This is a genomic window from Nocardia sp. Tas62D01 (assembly GCF_055232035.1).
Genome location: NZ_JBUYUZ010000001.1, coordinates 7,101,037 through 7,117,429 on the forward strand (window position 1 = coordinate 7,101,037; position 16,393 = coordinate 7,117,429).

Genomic DNA, 16,393 nt, shown 5'->3' on the forward strand with positions numbered 1-16,393 from the left:
TGTAAACGAAAGCGCTTGTATTCATCTGAAAAGTTTGACAGTGCGCTTCAGGGTTCGGGACAATTTCGCGAGTGGCATCGGCACCTGTCCTTGGAAATCGTTGGGGTGCGGTTTGAACGGAGGATTATATGACTACAACCGATTGGGATGTCATCGTCGTTGGTGGTGGGCCGGCTGGATCGACCGCGGCAACCATCACCGCATTGGACGGCCATCGCGTGCTACTGCTGGAGCGAGATAGGCTGCCGCGCTTTCAAATTGGTGAGTCGCTGCTTCCGTCGACGATCCATGGAATTATTCCGCTGCTCGGTATGCGCGACGAAATCGAGCGTGCGGGATTCATTCGGAAGAATGGTGGAACATTTCGGTGGGGCGCCAGCGACGAGCCGTGGACCTTCGCCTTTGCGGCATCGCCGGATATGATCGAACTCGGCGCTTATGGCTATCAAGTCGAGCGCATGAAGTTCGACGAGATGCTGCTCCGCAACGCGGAGCGGCAGGGAGTCGAAGTCCGTCAAAATCATGGTGTGAACGGCGTGCTGGAGTCCGAGGGTCGAGTAGGCGGAGTTACCTTTACCGATGACAAAGGGCAACGCCAGTCAGCCACCGCAAAATTCGTGATCGATGCCTCCGGCCACGGTAGCCGCATACACAGAGCGGTGGGTGGCGACCGCGAATACTCACCGTTCTTCCGGAACCTTGCGGTGTTTTCCTACTTCGAAGGCGGCGACAGGCTGCCGGAGCCGAACAGCGGCAACATTCTATCGGCGGCTTTCGACGACGGCTGGTTCTGGTACATCCCGCTGAGTGACAAACTGACCAGTGTTGGTGCTGTAGTCAGTGCCGACAAAGCGGCGTCGATCCAGGCAGATCCCGATGCGGCACTACGCTCGTTCATCACCCAATGCCCCCTGATCGACCGCTACCTGCGCGGTGCTAAACGGTCGACAGCGGCACCCTACGACAAGGTTAGGGTGCGCAAAGACTACTCATACGACAGACCTACTCTCTGGCGGCCGGGAATGGCTGTCGTCGGTGACGCGGCGATGTTCATCGATCCGGTATTTTCGTCCGGGGTACACCTGTCGACCTATGGCGCGCTGCTCGCGGCTCGAGCAGTCAACACCCACCTCGCAGGCAGTGCGGACGAAGCCACGTGTTTCAGCGAGTTCGAAACTCGGTACCGCCTGGAATTCGCCATCTTCCGAGATTTTCTCGTCGCGTTCTACAAGATGAACCTCACCGAGGAGTCGTACTACTGGGAAGCGAAACGCATTGCCCACCATGACGGCTCGGTTCTCGAGGCGTTCCTCGATGTGGTCGGAGGCATGATGGCGCGGGACATCCTTCCCCCTAGTGGTCTTCCCCCGGAGGCCAAGACAATGCCGATTCCGCCGGCCATGATCGGCGGCTTCGCCAAGGGGATGGAGATGGGCATCCGAGATATGCGTGGTGCGGTCGATCGTGACGCGCCGATGCCCGCGGCCGCGTCGAAGTTTGTGCCGTCGGCAGACGGCCGGCGATGGCAGGTCCCTGCGGATCACGTCGAGCCGGACACGCGGCAGGCCGTCGGCCGCTGACTCGATCGGAGGAATCGTGATGACCGATCACCCAGCAAACGAGACGGACCTGCGCGCGTGCGGTTTCGACAACCTCGACCTGACGTGGCTCAGGAGCAAGACCGGAGTCAAATGGGGACGAATCGCGCCCGACGTCCTTCCCGCGTGGATAGCGGACATGGACTTCCCGGTGGCGCCGCCGGTGCTGGATGCGCTGGCAGCGACTTTGAGCCGGGGTGATCTCGGGTATCCCGCGTGGTCGAACTGGGGCGGTCCGGATCCACTCGCGAACGACTTCACGAAGCGGATGGAGTTGTATCACTGGGCGCCCCAGCCTGATTGGGTACGCAGCTTCAGCGACATCATCCAGGCAATCCAGATAGTCATCCAGACGATGACCGCACCGGGGGAGGGCGTCGTCATTCAGACGCCGAGCTACCCGCCGTTTTTGAAGACCGTGACGATGATGGGCCGGCGTGCCATCACGGATCCGATCGAACGCACCGAAGGAGGGTGGTCGTTCGACCCGCAGCGGCTGCGCCGGACGATCGTCAGGGAACGCCCTCGTGTGCTGATCGTTGTCAACCCACATAACCCGACCGGACGGGTGTTCACCAGAGCTGAACTCGAGGAGCTCGCCGAGATCGCCATCGCCAACGACATGGTGGTCGTGTCCGACGAGGTGCTCGCCGACCTCGCGTTCGCGCCACACCGACACATTCCGATCGCATCGCTGAGCCCTGAGATCGCGGCGAGAACGATCACTATGACCTCCGCTACCAAAGCATTCAACTTCGCGGGTCTGCGGTGCGCGGTGACCCACATCGGTCCAGCGGAGCTGCGCGATGCGATCGACGCCGCTCCGCCAGATGTCTTCGGTGTCGTCAACGTACTCGGAATCGAAGCAACGAAGGCTGCCTGGCGCGACGGTGACGGTTGGCTTGCTGCAGTCCGGGATCGACTTCAGCAGAACCGGGACATGGTGTGCGACAGCGTCGTTCAACGGATGCCGATGATCACGTGTGATCCGCCCGAGGCGAACTATCTGCTCTGGTTGGATTGCGGAAAACTCCAAAAAGAAGACACCGCCGTGTTCTTTCGGGAGGCCGCCCGGGTGGAACTCAGCACAGGCAAGAGCTTCGGACCCGGGTGCGCAGACTTCGTCCGCCTGAACTTCGCCACGTCGCCCAACATCCTTACCGAAATCTTGAGTCGTATGGCTGCCGCGGTATGAAAACCACACGTGTCACCCGTCATCGGAGCAGCTACGACGCGGATGCACACCGACCGTCATCGGAGAATGGAAGACACAAATGGCTGTCGCGAACGACAAGGTGGCCCGTCGCTGGAGCTCGGGAAAGCCGAGCCAGCGCATCTACAACTACACCATTCGCCGACCCCGCCTGTTCCGCCTGCTCAGCAGGATCGTCTGGGGTGCCGACGTACGACCGTTTTATGCCGATATCGCGGGCCTCGCTGACCTCGCGGTCGGCACGCGGGTGCTGGACGTGCCCTGTGGGTGCGGGGTGGCATTTCGTGGAATCGAGGGCATGAAGGTAACCGGCTATGTCGCTGCTGACATTTCACCGTTCATGCTCGAACAGGCACAAGCCGAGGCGGCACGCCGCGGCATCACCGGTATCGAGTACGTCCACACAGACGTAGCACGTATGCCCTTCCCCGACAGCGCTTTCGACGTGTGCGTGAGCTACAACGGGCTGCACTGCTTTCCTGATCCAGCCGCTGCTGCAGCGGAGATGGCCAGGGTCTTGCGAGCTGGCGGCGAGCTGCGAGGCACTGTCGTCATCACCGGTGGAAGCGCGCTGTCGGCTGCGGCAATCGCGAAATTTCAGCGCACAGATCAGTTCGCGGCCGTCGGATCCTTCGAGGACCTGCGCGAGTGCCTGACCGGCGCGGGATTCGGTGACCTCCGGCTGGATCGGCAGGGTGCCTATGTGGTCTTTCATGCCCGCAAAGCCGACTGAGCGGTCCAGTTTTCGCCGCAGAGGAGCGACCAAGAACGGTTCGGCGAGGGCCCTTGCACCGTCTAGGTGTATAAGTCTAGTCTAACCGTCAGTGAACACTAACGGAGGTTCACGGTGGACACTCACGGGGGTTCAGCCGCTCTCATGTTGCTCGGTGACCGTAGTAGACGCGCAATCTTCGAGCGCCTTGCTCGAGGCCCGTGTTCGGTCGGTGAGCTGGCAGAGACGCTACCCATCAGTAGGCCGGCGGTGTCCCAGCATCTTTCTGCGCTGAGAATCGGCGGACTTGTCATTTGCGAGGTGCAGGGCACACGACACGTCTACCGGCTCAACGTCGAGGGTGTCGCAGGAATACGAGCGTATCTGGATCAAATCCAGGAAGATGCGCTCCGCTCTTTTCGAAGTGCCGCGGAAGCGGCGTTATCTACAGCAGAAAAGGAGTCATCTATGAGTACACCAGCCTCGATCCCTGTGATCAGTGGAAGCATCACGGTCGATGTGCCTCAAGAGAACGCGTTCAAGTTCTTCACCGAATCATTTAGAAGCTGGTGGCCGACCGTCTTCCACATCGGCCAAGCCGATATGGCAGACGGTGTCATCGAGCCTCGCGAAGGCGGCCGGTGGTTCGAGAAAGGAGTGGACGGTTCGGAATGCGACTGGGGCCGCGTGATCGCTTGGGATCCGCCGAACAGGATCGTCTTGACCTGGCAGATCAACGGCATGTTCGCGTTCGACGCGGATCCTGATAACGCCAGCGAGATCGAGATTCGCTTCGCCTCGGAACGTCCAGATCAGACCAAGGTGGACATCGAGCATCGAAACATCGAGCGGTTGGTCCAGGGGCAGGGCGTCTATGACGGCATCAATCAGGGCGGCGGCTGGCAGGCCAACCTGGACGCCTACGCAGGAGCGCTCGCAAACAAGTAGCACCAGTTCAGACGTGTGATCGGTCGTCGGCCGGTTTTCGGGCCGACGACCGCATCCACGACCGCCGGATGAACGACTTCACGAGAGGAGCCGACATGCTGACAGCAGTTGATGATCAGGACACCGCAGGGAACCACGCCTGGAGCGTCGCATTGGGCTCGGTCGCGTCATTCATGGTCGGCCTAGACGTCCTGATCATGATGACTGCCGTGTCGACTCTGCACCTTGAGTTCAAAACGGACGCAGCAGGTATCGGGTGGACCATCAACGCCTATGAGATCGGCTTCGCCGCGTTGATCCTGACCGGCTCGGTGATCGGCGACCGGTATGGACGCAAACGGATGTTCATCGTCGGAGTCGCCTGGTTCACCGTGGGATCAGTGTTATGCGCGCTCAGCACCAGCATGGAGATGCTTGTTCTCGCTCGTGGCTTCCAGGGTCTCGGCGGCGGTATCGCGACAGCGTTGGCGCTTGCAGTGATCACAGCGTCCACGCCGTCGGAGCGCCGAGGCACCGCGTTCGGCATCTGGGGCGCGGTGATGGGCATGGCGGTCGCGGTCGGCCCGCTGGTCGGCGGAACGATTATTCACTTCTTGTCCTGGGAATGGTGTTTCTGGTTGAACGTGCCAATCGGTATCGTCGTCATCGTGCTCACCTGGCGGAAGGTCCCGGAGAGCCGGGGCAGTGCGAACGGGATCGACTTCTTGGGCATGTTCTTGTCGACCGCTGGTGTGGTCTCCCTGTCGCAAGCACTCTTGCGCGGCGGTGAGATTGGCTGGACCTCGCCCTCGATCGTGGGTGGCATTATTGTGGGGTTGTTGCTGTTGATCGCATTCGTTGCCTGGCAGCGACGTGCATCTGCACCGATGATGCCGTTACGAATGTTCGAGAATTTGAGCTTCTCGGGCGGCTGTGGGGTCAGCTTCGTCCTCGGCGCCAGCCTTTACGGCAACGCATTCCTTTTCGCGCAGTACCTGCAGCTCGCGCTCGGCGACGATCCTCTGATGGTCGGGGTCAAAATGCTTCCATGGGTGGCACTCGCACCGGTTGTCGCTCCGATAGCGGGCGTACTCGCGGATAGAATCGGCGAGCGGCCGATCGTTATAGTCGCGCTCGTGCTGTTCGCCGGCGCGTTCTTCGCCATCGGGCCGCTGGTCAAAGCAGGAGTCGGCTACGGAACCCTCGTGTTGCCGCTGGTAGTGGCTGGCATCGGTGTGGCGGCACTGTTCCCAGCACTGGCTACCGCGGTCATGAGAGTCGTCGATCCGGATCGCCTCGGTGTCGCTTCTGGTGTCAGCAACACCATCAGGCAGGTAGGCGCCGTGTTCGGTGTGGCTATCGCCGTGGCTATTTTCACGTCTTTTGGCGGTTACCGGTCTCCGCAAGATTTTGTTGACGGCTTCACCCCTGCCGCTGTTGTCATGGCTGCGATCACACTGGCCGGTTTGATACCCGCAATGCTGATCCGTCCGCGTACGGTAAAGGTCGATGCAGTCTCCGTCAAGTGAGCAGAAGTGGGTATTTGTTGATTTGTCTGAGTAGCTTTTCGGGCAACTGATCGAATGCGGCCGCAGAATAGTTCTGCGGCCGTTTTCAGTGCTTCTCGTTTGACCGCTCGACTCCTCGGCGAGATTATTGTGCTGTAACCATCGTCGGATAGGAATTCGTGACAATCACGTATTTCTAGAAAAGGAGCCGGGATGACTATGGCGCCAGAGATCATGGATCGAATGCGCAGTATGTGGGGAGCAGTCGACTATCACCCAATCGCGGTGCGCGACGTATATGTCGGCGAATTGTTGGCCCGTGCCGTCGACGTACACCCAGGCCAGCATGTCCTGGACGTAGGCGCCGGATCCGGCAACGCGGCACTCTCAGCAGTTCGACGCGGCGCAAGCGTTGTCGCAACCGACTTGGTGGCGTCGTCGCTGGAAACTGCGACGCGGCGCGCCACGAGCGAGGGTCTGCACCTTCGTGTCGAAACGGCCGATGCCCAGGATCTGCCGTTCGATGCCGACACTTTCGACATAGTCATGTCGACCTTCGGGGCAATGTACGCGCCGAATCACGCGCGTACCGCCGCCGAGTTGGTTCGTGTCTGTCGGCCCGGCGGTCGGATAGGACTCGCGAACTGGACGCCGAGCGGTATTGTCGGCCGTCTTCAGGGGATGATGGCGAAGGCGATGGCGCAACCGCCGAACGCTGGAACCAAGCCGGGCGGAGGACCGCCCACTCTGTGGGGAACTGAAGAACATTGTCGCGAGCTGTTCGGTGACCGGGTGAAGCTGACGAGCGCAGTCCGCGTACACGAATGGTGTGCTCCTACCGCGGAAGCTCAGGTCCAGTTGCTGTTGAATCATTTGCCGCCTTGGCACACTGCGTTCAAAATGCTGCCAGTTGACAAGCAGGAGGAGATTTCCGCTGCGGCCATCGCGGAGTTCGAGCGGGCAAACCGGGCTCAAGACGGCACCAATATCGCTGAAGCGGAGTACCTCGAAGTCGTCGCGACGGTTGTGTAACAGGACCAAGCCACCGCTTGTCGGCTTTTGACCATCAGCTCTGGATCGTCGACCCTATTCCGAGGCCCGCGATCCAGCGGCTGGTGGTCTTTGTCGGTGTGGCGAGGTATCGCGGTGGTGGACAACGGGTTTCGGGCCGATCGAGCTCCGAAGCGTCGTGCTCGATTCGGAGCCCGATCGTGGGCATCGTCCCGACATGCGGACTGACGGTAAGACTCAATGCCACGTAGCTTATGACGCCTCTGCCATGGATCTTGTTGCAGTGCAGAGTGTTTCAACTTCTACGGGGGTTGTCTGTGGGGGTTTGAGTCGGCGGAGTTCGGTGGTGGCGGGTCCGGTGTGGCGGGTGCTGGCGGGTTCGTCGCGTTTCTTGACGCGATAGTTGTTGTGGCGGGCGCGTTTGGCGGCGCGGGGGCAGTCGCGGTCGCGTCGGGGGCCGTTGAGTTTGCCGGTGACCTCGGCCGGCACGTCGTACTCCACGGCCCGAACGGGGTCGATATCGTGGCCGGCGCGCGCCGCGGTCAACACGCGTTCGCGACGTGCGCCACGCAGTTTCGGGTTGATCAGGACCGCCAGGTAGGTGCCGTCTGCCAGGATCTCCACCACGGGGCACTTCAACTGGGTCGGGGCACGCCACAGCAACGCCGCACCGGTGCGGGCTGCGGTGGCCCAGGCGTCGTAGCTGTAGAAATTGCGGTCGGCGGTCAGCAACTCGTCGGCGCGTAGGCGTGGGTAGATCCGTTGGGCCAGGGTCTGCTCCCCGACCGTGTAGGCACCGATCTCCGCGATGGTGAACGCGTGGGTGCCGCACTCCGCCACCGTGACTACCCGCGCTTTCGGGAACGCCGACCGGTTATCCCCGGACCCCGAATACCCGAACTCCTCAGCGTTTTCGGGTGTGTCGCACACATCGACCTCGAACCCGTCGATCGCCATCAACCGCCACCCCCGCAACCTCGCACCCCGGGTGAACATCGTCGACACCGGCTGGGCGACACCCTCGAATATTTCTTGCATTACTTTGGGGCCCAACCGTTTACGGGCCTGGGTGATCCCGCTCGAGGTCGGCACCGTCCAGGACGCGTCCCAGCATCCCCACCGCGACAACGACCCGGTGACCTTGGTCGCGACCTCCGCATAGTCGTCGTCACCGAACAGCGACAACGCCATCGTCAGATACGCCGTCACATGCGGCGGCAACGTCCCACCCTTACGTTTGGCCTGCTTCCCACACACCACGACCGCCGAATCGACCACATCCCGGTCGACCGCAGACACCAACACACCCAACGACACCTCATCCGGCGACACCACCACACCCGCATTCACGCCAACGACCGTGCCACCAACCACCCACCCAGCCACGCACGCCACGCCGAGCAGACCCGAAAAATACTGCACTACAAGCAGTACACACTAGCTACGTGGCATTGCGGTAAGACTGTACTCAACTGCGTTTACCGCCGGCGGCCGGGTAGGCGGCGACGGTCGAGAGTGGGTCTTGGCTACTGCGGAATCCCCGGCACGCGGGTTGTAGCGGCGCGCGCGGTGGGGCGGGGTGATTACGGGCTCAGTTTTCAAATGCGGAATTTCCGAAGTTGAGCACGTCTGAGAGGTGTTCAGATCCTACGGCCCTGCAGGACAGCGGCGTTCGTCGATCATCGCTTACGGATTGAGTTCATTGTCACGACGAGCGATCTCTGTCGATAATGAGACAGTGAAGAATACGGCGGATTAATACTCCTTGCCGTGATTCGGATGTCGGTAATTCCGGGATTGGAGAACTGTAAAATGAAGTTCTTGTTCGTGCTTCACGACCCTCCATATGGCACAGAGCGGACGTACAACGGACTCCGCTGGGCGCAGCGGATGTTAGCCGGCCAGTCGGATAACGAGGTAAAAGTATTCTTCATGGGGGATGCGGTGGGTGCTGTCCGGCCCGGGCAAAAGACGCCTGACGGCTACTACAACATCGAGACAATGGTCCGCAGCATCGTGGAACATGGTGGCGCCCTTGGCTCCTGCGGGACCTGCCTGGACGCTCGCGGCATTCCGGACACCGATCTCGTGAAAGGAACGCATCGCTCATCGATGCCTGAACTCGGCCGTTGGACGGAGTGGGCGGACACCGTCATCAACGTTTGATCCACCTTTCACCTTTATGGAGGGCCCTTCCTCATGTCGCGAACCGTTGTAGTTCTCGGTGCAGGCACGGGTGGGTTGACTACCGCGAGCTTGTTGCGGGAGTTGCTCGACCCTGATGATCGGATCGTCGTTGTCGACCGCTGTTTGAAGGCGGCGCAGGGGCTGTCGCTGCTATGGATCATGCGCGGCTGGCGCGGGTCTGATGAGGTCATGCACACGCCGGATCGACTCAACAGTCTCGACGTCGAAGTGGTCGAGTCCGAAGTCGGGCGAATCGACCTCGTCGGCCGAAGCGTGGTTACTGCGGCTGGCGAGATCAGCTACGACGCGCTCGTGATCGCACTCGGCGCAGAGCTGAGACCGCAAGGGCTCGTTGGATTCCCGGAAGCTGTCAGCGCTGGGCGTGCGGGGGAGTTCTACACCGTGGACGGAGCGCTGGCAGTTCATGATCAGTTGAGCCGAATGAGTGGCGGCCGTTTGGCGTTCGTAGTCGCCGGAATGCCCTTCAAGTGTCCGGCTGCGCCGTACGAAGGCGCATTTCTGGCTGCTGACTTGCTGGCGGAGCGCGGAGCTCGGTCGGACGTGCAGATCGACTTCTATACCCCTGAGCCGCTACCGATGCCGGTCGCGGGCCCGGCCGTCGGCAAACGCTTAGCCGAACTGCTCGCTGAGCGAAATATCGAGTACCACCCGTCGACGCCGATCGAGCGAGTGGATCCGGAAGGCGAGTTGCGATTCGCGGATGGATCACGAGCAGCATTCGACTACCTGATTGCAATCCCGCCACACGGCGCACCGCGCCCGGTAACTGAAGCACGCTTCAGTGAAGCGGGCTGGATCCCGGTCGACGCACGCACTCTCACGACGTCCGCGGAGGGTGTGTGGGCACTTGGTGATGTAGCGCTCGTGACGTTGGCGAACGGTAAACCGCTGCCGAAAGCTGCAGTGTTCGCCCGCGGTCAGGCAGAGGCAGTTGCGACCGGGGTCGCACGGTATCTCGGGATCGACATCGAGCCAACCGAATTCAGCGGGGATGGTTACTGCTATGTCGAGACAGGCGGTGGCCTGGCTGCCAAAGGGGCGGGAAATTTCTACACGGAGCCGGCGCCGACCGTGACGCTCACCGAGCCGTCCGCAGAGTCGCACTCGGAAAAGGAGGAGGAAGAAATCGGCTGGATCAGCCGATGGTCGGGAACCGACGTATAACTCGATGTTCCGTCGAGTTATGCACTGGCGGAACGACTCTCACCACTAGGCCAGTTCCCGGGCGACGTATGCGCCTGGTTGGTCGAATACCACTCAAGGAGCTTCGAATGCCGCACGTCACTATCCCCGCAGATCTGCCACCAGGAACCCCCGGACTCATGCAGTACCGCCAGGAAACCGGCGGCCCGATCAGTCAACTCGCCGAGGTACTGCTCCGCAGTGAGCACAGCATGAGCAGGTCTGATCGCGAGTTGATCGCCGCCTACGTATCGCAGTTGAACAACTGCGAGTTCTGCGTCAGGACCCACAGTGAGGTCAGCGCCCAGCAGAGCCCTGAAGGGCGCGCCGTCGTGGACAAGGTGCTCGCCGACGTCGACAGTGCCCCGCTCACCCTAAAGATGCGGGCGCTGATCACCATCGCGGAAGCCGTCGCGGAGAACGGCAAGCTCGTCAACGACAAGATGGTCGAGGCGGCTCGCACCGCGGGCGCGACAGACACCGAGATTCACGACTCGGTGCTGATATCGGCCGCATTCTGCATGTACAACCGCTACTGCGACGGCATGGCAGCGGTCGTGCCCGAGGATCCGGCCGCCTATGTGGGCATGGCCGCGCACATCATCCGCGAGGGGTACAGCCGCTGCGCTACCGGGTAGGGCAGTAAATCGCCGATTGGTCGGTGTCAGACCGTCGCCTTCACCAGAACGGAATTTTGTCATGGCTTTTGCACCTGCACCCGTTGCTGACTGGACGGTCAGGCCAGCGATCCCGAACGGATGGATATCCCGGGCCCGCGAGGTCGCGGCGATCCTCTCATTAGATGCTGCGGAGCGGGACCGATCAGGAACCGCTCCGCACACCGAGATCCAATTGCTCAAGGACGCCGGGCTCGTAACGATCCTCGGTGACCGGTCGCGCGGCGGTGGCGGCCAAACCTGGTCGACAGCATTGCGGGTATGCCGCGAGGTGTCGAAAGCCGACGGGTCGATAGGCCAGCTGCTCGGCTATCACTACCTGTGGGCATGGGCGGTTCGCTTCTTCGGCACGCCGGAGCAGATCGATAGGTACGAGGAACTGTACGTTCGCTCGAATCTCTTCTTCGGCGGCGCGATCAATCCGCGGGACAAAGACGTCCGTGCCACAGAGAACGGTGACGTTCTTCGTCTCAACGGTCGTAAGGCGTTCGCGTCAGGTAGCGCCGTATCCGATCTCACCTGCCTGCTCGCCACTTTCAGCGATGGGCGGCCAGTATTTCTGATCGTCGACTCGAAGACCCCCGGCCTCGTTTACAACAACGACTGGGACAACATGGGGCAACGGCAAACCGAGTCGGGGAGTGTCACGATCACCGACCTGGTCGTCCCACGGAGCACGGTACTCGGCGCGGCCGACAACAGCCTGGCCGCAACAGTGTTCTACAGCAGCCTTTCGCTGGTCACTCTCCAGTTGATCATGACCAACCTGTACCAGGGCATAGCTGAAGGCGCGATGAACGCGGCCGCAGATTACACCAGGACGATAACTCGCCCCTGGCCGTACGGCGGTGACGACAAAGAGTCCGCGACCGAAGAGTGGTACATCCTCGAGACCTACGGGGATTTCCGTTCGACGCTGTGGGCGACCGCAGCCCTGATCGACCAGGTCAACGACGAGCTGTCCGGATTGCTGCACGCGTCAAGGGAATCCGTAACGTTGCCGCAGCGTGGCGAAGTCGCAGTACGCATCTCGGCAGCCAAACAACGAATCATCAAGGACGGGCTCGAAATCACGACACGCATGTTCGATGTGATGGGCGCCCGATCGACCGCTTCCCGCCACGGCTACGACCGATTCTGGCGAAACCTGCGCACGCACAGCCTGCACGACCCAGTCGCCTACAAACAGCGTGAGGTCGGTCGATACGAATTGCTCGGCGAATTCCCGCAGCCGAGCTTCTACACCTGACGCCCACGTCCCGCTGCGAATCCAAGCCAATGGATCTAGAGGAGAGCTGAAATGACTCCCTGGTTGAGACGGTTGCGCCGCGTTGCGCTCACGCCCGACACCCGTGACGTATTGCTGGAGGTCCGGGGATTTCCCGTCGGTTCCCCGTACGCACAGGCATGCCTTGAGACCGCGGGGCGGGCGTTTCTCGAGGGCTTCGGTGTCGCCGCGGAGTACTCGACTTCAGCTGCGGCCGCGGTTGCCTTGTCCGACGTCGAAGGCAACCGGCGCGGATTCGCGTTCGAGGGCGCGGCCATGGCGCTGGCGATTCGCGACGCACTGCCGATCGGCCACCGTCATCACGTCACCGACTTCATCGCTGTGGCGGACGAGCACATCTACATGCTCTACGTCGGTGTCGGCTGGGCGTTGGCCAGGCTGCCGCGGCGGTTGCATCGAGCAGCAACAGTCGGCATCACTGATCCAGTTCTGGCCTGGCTTGCCCTGGATGGCTACGGATTCCACCAGGCGTACTTCAAGACCAGCAAGTACGTGGGTGACCACTACGTGGACACAGACCCGCCCGCTCTGCCGATCGCGCACGGCGATTATGCCAGGAACGCGATAGACCAAGGCATCGGTCGGGCGCTGTGGTTCGTGTCAGGTGCGGACCCGGACCTGGCGTGCACCTTGATCGATGGGTTCGCCCCGCATCGGCGCGCGGACCTGTTCGCCGGCCTCGGTCTGGCTGCCACCTACGCAAGCGGCGCCACCGAATCCGAACTCACCGACCTGGCCCGTCGCGCGGCAGACCACCGGCTGTGCCTGGCACAGGGGGCGGTCTTCGCTGCCGAGGCGCGCCGGCGGGCCGGCATCACGCAGCCCGCGACAATGAAGGCCGTGCGAATTCTCGCCGGGCACAGCGTGATCCAGGCCGCCGACATCGCTGTCGACACTCGCCCCGTGGAGCCGATCGTCGACGGGCAGGTCGGCTATGCGGTGTGGCGCGATCGGATCCGGCAGCGATGTGCGAGTGCGGACCTGGCAACCGAAACCTCTTCCCCCACAGCGACTGCGCAGGACGAATCATGAAATCCCGCATAAGAACTCTCGTTTCGGCACTCGGCGCGGCGGTGCTGCTGGTCTCGGTGTTCCTGATCGGCCGCGACCAGGTCACCACCGAGGACGCGGCCACCGTCGCCGCCGATTACAACCTGGAGTCGATGCCGATCGCGATGCCACCCGGCTACGACCAGGTGCCGATGAAGACTGTGCGCCAAGTGAATCCGGCCTACGAGAACATTCGATCCTGGATCTCGTCGGTCGGGGCTTCGGTCGCGATCAACGACCTTGTCGGACACGGTCGCTCCGACGGGATGTGCATCGTCGACACCCGCACCGACTCGGTGATCGTGACTTACACGCCGACAGCGCAACCGGCAGACCGCTTCACGCCGTTCGCCCTGCGTCCCGATCCGCTGGTAGTGGATTCGACAATGGCTCCAATGGGTTGTGCGCCTGGCAATTTCACCGGCGACGGCCAGATGGACCTGCTGGTCTACTACTGGGGGAGAACGCCGATCATCTTCCACCACAACGGGAATCCCGGTGAACTGTCGGTGGCGTCGTACACTCCGGTCGAGGTCGTGCCCTCGGCCAGCCCCGCCGCTCGTTACAACGGCGAGCTGTGGAACACCAACGCTGTCTCGATCGCGGACTTCGACGGCGACGGCCACCCCGACATCGTCTTCGGCAACTACTTCCCGAACTCGGCCGTGCTCGACCCGAATGGTCACCCCGATGTCGTCATGAACGACTCGATGTCGAACGCGAAGAACGCGGCCGGTGATCGGGTATTCCGTTGGAACGGCAACGATCGCGCCGGACTCCCGACCTATGTCGAAGAGAAACAAGCTGTCCCATACGCCGAGGCCACCGGCTGGACGTTGGCGCTCGCTGCGGGCGACTTGACCGGCGATCTGATGCCCGAGCTCTATATCGGCAACGACTTCGGCCACGATCATCTGCTGTACAACCAGTCCACGCCGGGCAATATCCGCTTCACGACCGCGACGGGCGATCGAACATGGACCGATCCCAAATCCTTTGTGCTGGGGAACGATTCGTTCAAAGGAATGGGCGTCGATTTCGTCGACCTGTATAACCGCGGGAAATTCGACATGATCGTCAGCAACATCACTACCCCGTGGGGAATCCAGGAGAGCAACTTCGCCTGGCGCAACGACACCGCCACGCCCGACGACATGCGTCGAGAGCTCGCTGACGGGCACGCCCCGTTCTCGCAACAGGCACAACAACTCGGACTGGCATGGTCTGGCTGGGGCTGGGATATCAAAGCCGCCGACCTGCGCAACTCAGGAACCCTCGACGTACTACAGACAACCGGGTTCGTGAAAGGCAGCGGTGACAACCGGTGGCCCTGGCTGCAGGAGCTGGCGACCAGCAACGACGTCCTGGTCCACGATCCGAAGACGTGGCCGAGGGTAACTCCCGGCGACGACATCGCCGGCGGCCACACCATGGCGTTCTACGCCAAAGGCAACGATGGCAAGTACGTCAACATCACCGATCAGGTCGGCACCAACGAGCCGATACCAACGCGTGGCGTGGCCGTTGCCGATACCACCGGCAACGGAACTCTGGACTTCGCGGTCGCCCGCCAGTGGGGACCACCTGCGTTCTTCGCGAACCGGTCACCGAGCATGGGTAATCCGCTGGAGCTGAGTCTTTATCGACCGGCACAGCAATCCCAGAACGGGCCCGCTGCGGCCATCGGACAGCCCGCTTACAACGCGACCGTCACCGTGCACACCGCCGACGGCCGGACCATGCACAGCCAACTCGACGGCGGCAGCGGGCACGGCGGCAAACGCAGTTTCGACGTCCACTTCGGACTCGGCACGGACACCGGCCCGGTCACCGCCGAAGTTGCGTGGCTCGACATCGCGGGTGTCCCACGGCACCAGACACTCCAGCTGATGCCCGGCACACACGCGCTGATGTTGACCGACACCGCCACACAGATCGACGAGGGGACCCCAAGACCATGACTCTGCTCAACCGGAAACCGATCGTCGGTGACCAGGCACCAACGGCCGCAGTCGAACTCACCACAACCAACGGTAAAGATCCGGGTGGCCGACCGCCCGATAGTCAACTGCCGGCGAAAGATTTTCGATACCTAGCTCTGCGGAACTTCGCGATCTCGCTCACCGTCCTCAACATCATCGGGTACACCATCCTCGGTTTCGAGCAACCGCCGCTGTGGCCGATTCTGGCGGTGTTGTCGGCTTATGTGACCGACTTCGTTTTCGAGATGCTCAGCGCTTGGGCTCACAGCACTCAGCCGCGGTTCCTGGGTCGCGGATTCCGTGGCGTCTACGAGTTCCTGCTACCGGCCCATATCACTGCCATCGCGGTGAACATGTTGCTCTACACCAACAATCAGTTCTGGCCGGTCCTGTTCGCCGTCGTCGCGGCGGTCACCAGCAAGCATGTGTTCCAGGCTCCGTTCGCCGGGCGTATGCGCCATTTCATGAATCCGTCCAATTTCGGGATCACGGTGACGTTGCTGTGCTTCAGCGCGTGGGTCAGCATCGCGCCTCCGTACGAATTCGGCGAGAACCTCAACACGATGTTCCGGGTAGCGGTCCCGCTCGTCCTTCTGACTGCAGGAACGGTAATCAACGCCACTCTTGTGCGCCGGGTGCCGCTGGTCGTCGGCTGGGTCGGTGGGTTCGTGATCCAGGCCATCGTTCGTCACGAGCTGTTCGACGCCGCACTGGTTGCCGCACTCGGCACGATGACAGGTACGGCATTCGTGTTGTTCACCAACTACATGATCACCGACCCCGGAACGACGCCGTTCCCAGCCCGGCGGCAGTTCATGTTCGGCGCTGCTGCTGCGACTGTGTACGGGATTCTGATGGCTCTCGATGTCGTGTACACGTTGTTCTTCGCGCTGACGATCGTTTGTGCGATCCGCGGCGGTTACGCCTGGATTGCCCACTGGGTGCGTGCCGCCCGAAGTCGCCGAGCCGCCGAATCCGAAGCGAACGAACCGATTCCGGCGCTGTCGGCCGCGGTCCCGAGTATCCAGCGAGCCTGA

Annotated in this window: 14 protein-coding genes; 13 read left to right on the forward strand and 1 reads right to left on the reverse strand. The window is 61.9% G+C overall.

All coding sequences use genetic code 11. The annotated features are described in order from the left end of the window. The first annotated feature begins 128 nt into the window (after nt 1-128). The 6 genes from ACV7NQ_RS33935 to ACV7NQ_RS33960 all read left to right on the forward strand — a co-directional run bounded on the left by ACV7NQ_RS33935 (nt 129) and on the right by ACV7NQ_RS33960 (nt 6,990). On the forward strand, nt 129-1,580 hold the full coding sequence (locus ACV7NQ_RS33935) for an FAD-dependent oxidoreductase (RefSeq protein ID WP_463363289.1): 1,452 nt from the start codon (nt 129-131) through the stop codon (nt 1,578-1,580). A 19-nt stretch (nt 1,581-1,599) separates the two neighbouring features. After that, entirely contained in the window at nt 1,600-2,793 is a 1,194-nt protein-coding gene (locus tag ACV7NQ_RS33940; RefSeq protein ID WP_463363290.1) for a MalY/PatB family protein, read from the forward strand. 79 nt (nt 2,794-2,872) lie between these two features. Then, entirely contained in the window at nt 2,873-3,544 is a 672-nt protein-coding gene (locus tag ACV7NQ_RS33945) for a class I SAM-dependent methyltransferase (protein WP_463363291.1), read from the forward strand. A gap of 144 nt (nt 3,545-3,688) precedes the next feature. After that, the gene (locus tag ACV7NQ_RS33950; RefSeq protein WP_463363292.1) at nt 3,689-4,471 is read left to right on the forward strand and encodes a metalloregulator ArsR/SmtB family transcription factor; all 783 of its coding nucleotides are present in this window, start codon (nt 3,689-3,691) and stop codon (nt 4,469-4,471) included. Nucleotides 4,472-4,566: 95 nt separating this feature from the next. Further along, a complete protein-coding gene (locus tag ACV7NQ_RS33955) occupies nt 4,567-5,979 on the forward strand; it encodes a DHA2 family efflux MFS transporter permease subunit (protein WP_463363293.1) in 1,413 nt (470 codons plus the stop codon). A gap of 231 nt (nt 5,980-6,210) precedes the next feature. Continuing rightward, nucleotides 6,211-6,990 (forward strand): class I SAM-dependent methyltransferase, encoded by a 780-nt coding sequence (locus tag ACV7NQ_RS33960; protein WP_463365919.1) that lies wholly within the window; start codon nt 6,211-6,213, stop codon nt 6,988-6,990. A 231-nt stretch (nt 6,991-7,221) separates the two neighbouring features. Here the strand turns inward: ACV7NQ_RS33960 and ACV7NQ_RS33965 are convergent, their stop codons facing one another. Beyond that, entirely contained in the window at nt 7,222-8,391 is a 1,170-nt protein-coding gene (locus tag ACV7NQ_RS33965; RefSeq protein ID WP_463363294.1) for an IS4 family transposase, read from the reverse strand. A gap of 390 nt (nt 8,392-8,781) precedes the next feature. On the opposite strand from ACV7NQ_RS33965, the gene ACV7NQ_RS33970 reads away from it, so the two are divergent. The 7 genes from ACV7NQ_RS33970 (at nt 8,782) to ACV7NQ_RS34000 (ending at nt 16,393) form a co-directional block, all read left to right on the forward strand. Then, complete coding sequence (locus tag ACV7NQ_RS33970) at nt 8,782-9,135, forward strand: DsrE/DsrF/TusD sulfur relay family protein (protein ID WP_463363295.1); 354 nt, start codon at nt 8,782-8,784, stop codon at nt 9,133-9,135. A 33-nt stretch (nt 9,136-9,168) separates the two neighbouring features. Next, the gene (locus ACV7NQ_RS33975) at nt 9,169-10,341 is read left to right on the forward strand and encodes an NAD(P)/FAD-dependent oxidoreductase (protein WP_463363296.1); all 1,173 of its coding nucleotides are present in this window, start codon (nt 9,169-9,171) and stop codon (nt 10,339-10,341) included. A 107-nt stretch (nt 10,342-10,448) separates the two neighbouring features. Continuing rightward, nucleotides 10,449-10,997 carry a carboxymuconolactone decarboxylase family protein gene (locus ACV7NQ_RS33980; protein WP_463363297.1) on the forward strand — a complete coding sequence of 183 codons (549 nt, stop codon included), beginning with the start codon at nt 10,449-10,451 and terminating at the stop codon, nt 10,995-10,997. Nucleotides 10,998-11,058: 61 nt separating this feature from the next. After that, a complete protein-coding gene (locus ACV7NQ_RS33985) occupies nt 11,059-12,285 on the forward strand; it encodes an acyl-CoA dehydrogenase family protein (protein ID WP_463363298.1) in 1,227 nt (408 codons plus the stop codon). Between the two features lie 51 nt (nt 12,286-12,336). Beyond that, on the forward strand, nt 12,337-13,356 hold the full coding sequence (locus ACV7NQ_RS33990; RefSeq protein ID WP_463363299.1) for a DUF1702 family protein: 1,020 nt from the start codon (nt 12,337-12,339) through the stop codon (nt 13,354-13,356). Continuing rightward, entirely contained in the window at nt 13,353-15,335 is a 1,983-nt protein-coding gene (locus ACV7NQ_RS33995) for a CRTAC1 family protein (RefSeq protein WP_463363300.1), read from the forward strand. The genes ACV7NQ_RS33990 and ACV7NQ_RS33995 overlap by 4 nt, the downstream gene beginning before the upstream one ends. Beyond that, nucleotides 15,332-16,393, forward strand: a complete 1,062-nt coding sequence (locus ACV7NQ_RS34000; protein ID WP_463363301.1) for an enediyne biosynthesis protein — start codon at nt 15,332-15,334, stop codon at nt 16,391-16,393. Before ACV7NQ_RS33995 ends, ACV7NQ_RS34000 begins: the two co-directional genes overlap by 4 nt.

Bases quoted from the DNA above. Each gene is read 5' to 3' on its own strand.
- ACV7NQ_RS33945 (WP_463363291.1), top strand. From the start codon at position 2,873: ATGGCTGTCGCGAACGACAAGGTGGCCCGTCGCTGGAGCTCGGGAAAG.
- ACV7NQ_RS33980 (WP_463363297.1), top strand. From the start codon at position 10,449: ATGCCGCACGTCACTATCCCCGCAGATCTGCCACCAGGAACCCCCGGA.
- ACV7NQ_RS33975 (WP_463363296.1), top strand. From the start codon at position 9,169: ATGTCGCGAACCGTTGTAGTTCTCGGTGCAGGCACGGGTGGGTTGACT.
- ACV7NQ_RS33940 (WP_463363290.1), top strand. From the start codon at position 1,600: ATGACCGATCACCCAGCAAACGAGACGGACCTGCGCGCGTGCGGTTTC.
- ACV7NQ_RS33985 (WP_463363298.1), top strand. From the start codon at position 11,059: ATGGCTTTTGCACCTGCACCCGTTGCTGACTGGACGGTCAGGCCAGCG.
- ACV7NQ_RS34000 (WP_463363301.1), top strand. From the start codon at position 15,332: ATGACTCTGCTCAACCGGAAACCGATCGTCGGTGACCAGGCACCAACG.
- ACV7NQ_RS33970 (WP_463363295.1), top strand. From the start codon at position 8,782: ATGAAGTTCTTGTTCGTGCTTCACGACCCTCCATATGGCACAGAGCGG.
- ACV7NQ_RS33935 (WP_463363289.1), top strand. From the start codon at position 129: ATGACTACAACCGATTGGGATGTCATCGTCGTTGGTGGTGGGCCGGCT.
- ACV7NQ_RS33955 (WP_463363293.1), top strand. From the start codon at position 4,567: ATGCTGACAGCAGTTGATGATCAGGACACCGCAGGGAACCACGCCTGG.
- ACV7NQ_RS33960 (WP_463365919.1), top strand. From the start codon at position 6,211: ATGTGGGGAGCAGTCGACTATCACCCAATCGCGGTGCGCGACGTATAT.
- ACV7NQ_RS33995 (WP_463363300.1), top strand. From the start codon at position 13,353: ATGAAATCCCGCATAAGAACTCTCGTTTCGGCACTCGGCGCGGCGGTG.
- ACV7NQ_RS33990 (WP_463363299.1), top strand. From the start codon at position 12,337: ATGACTCCCTGGTTGAGACGGTTGCGCCGCGTTGCGCTCACGCCCGAC.
- ACV7NQ_RS33950 (WP_463363292.1), top strand. From the start codon at position 3,689: ATGTTGCTCGGTGACCGTAGTAGACGCGCAATCTTCGAGCGCCTTGCT.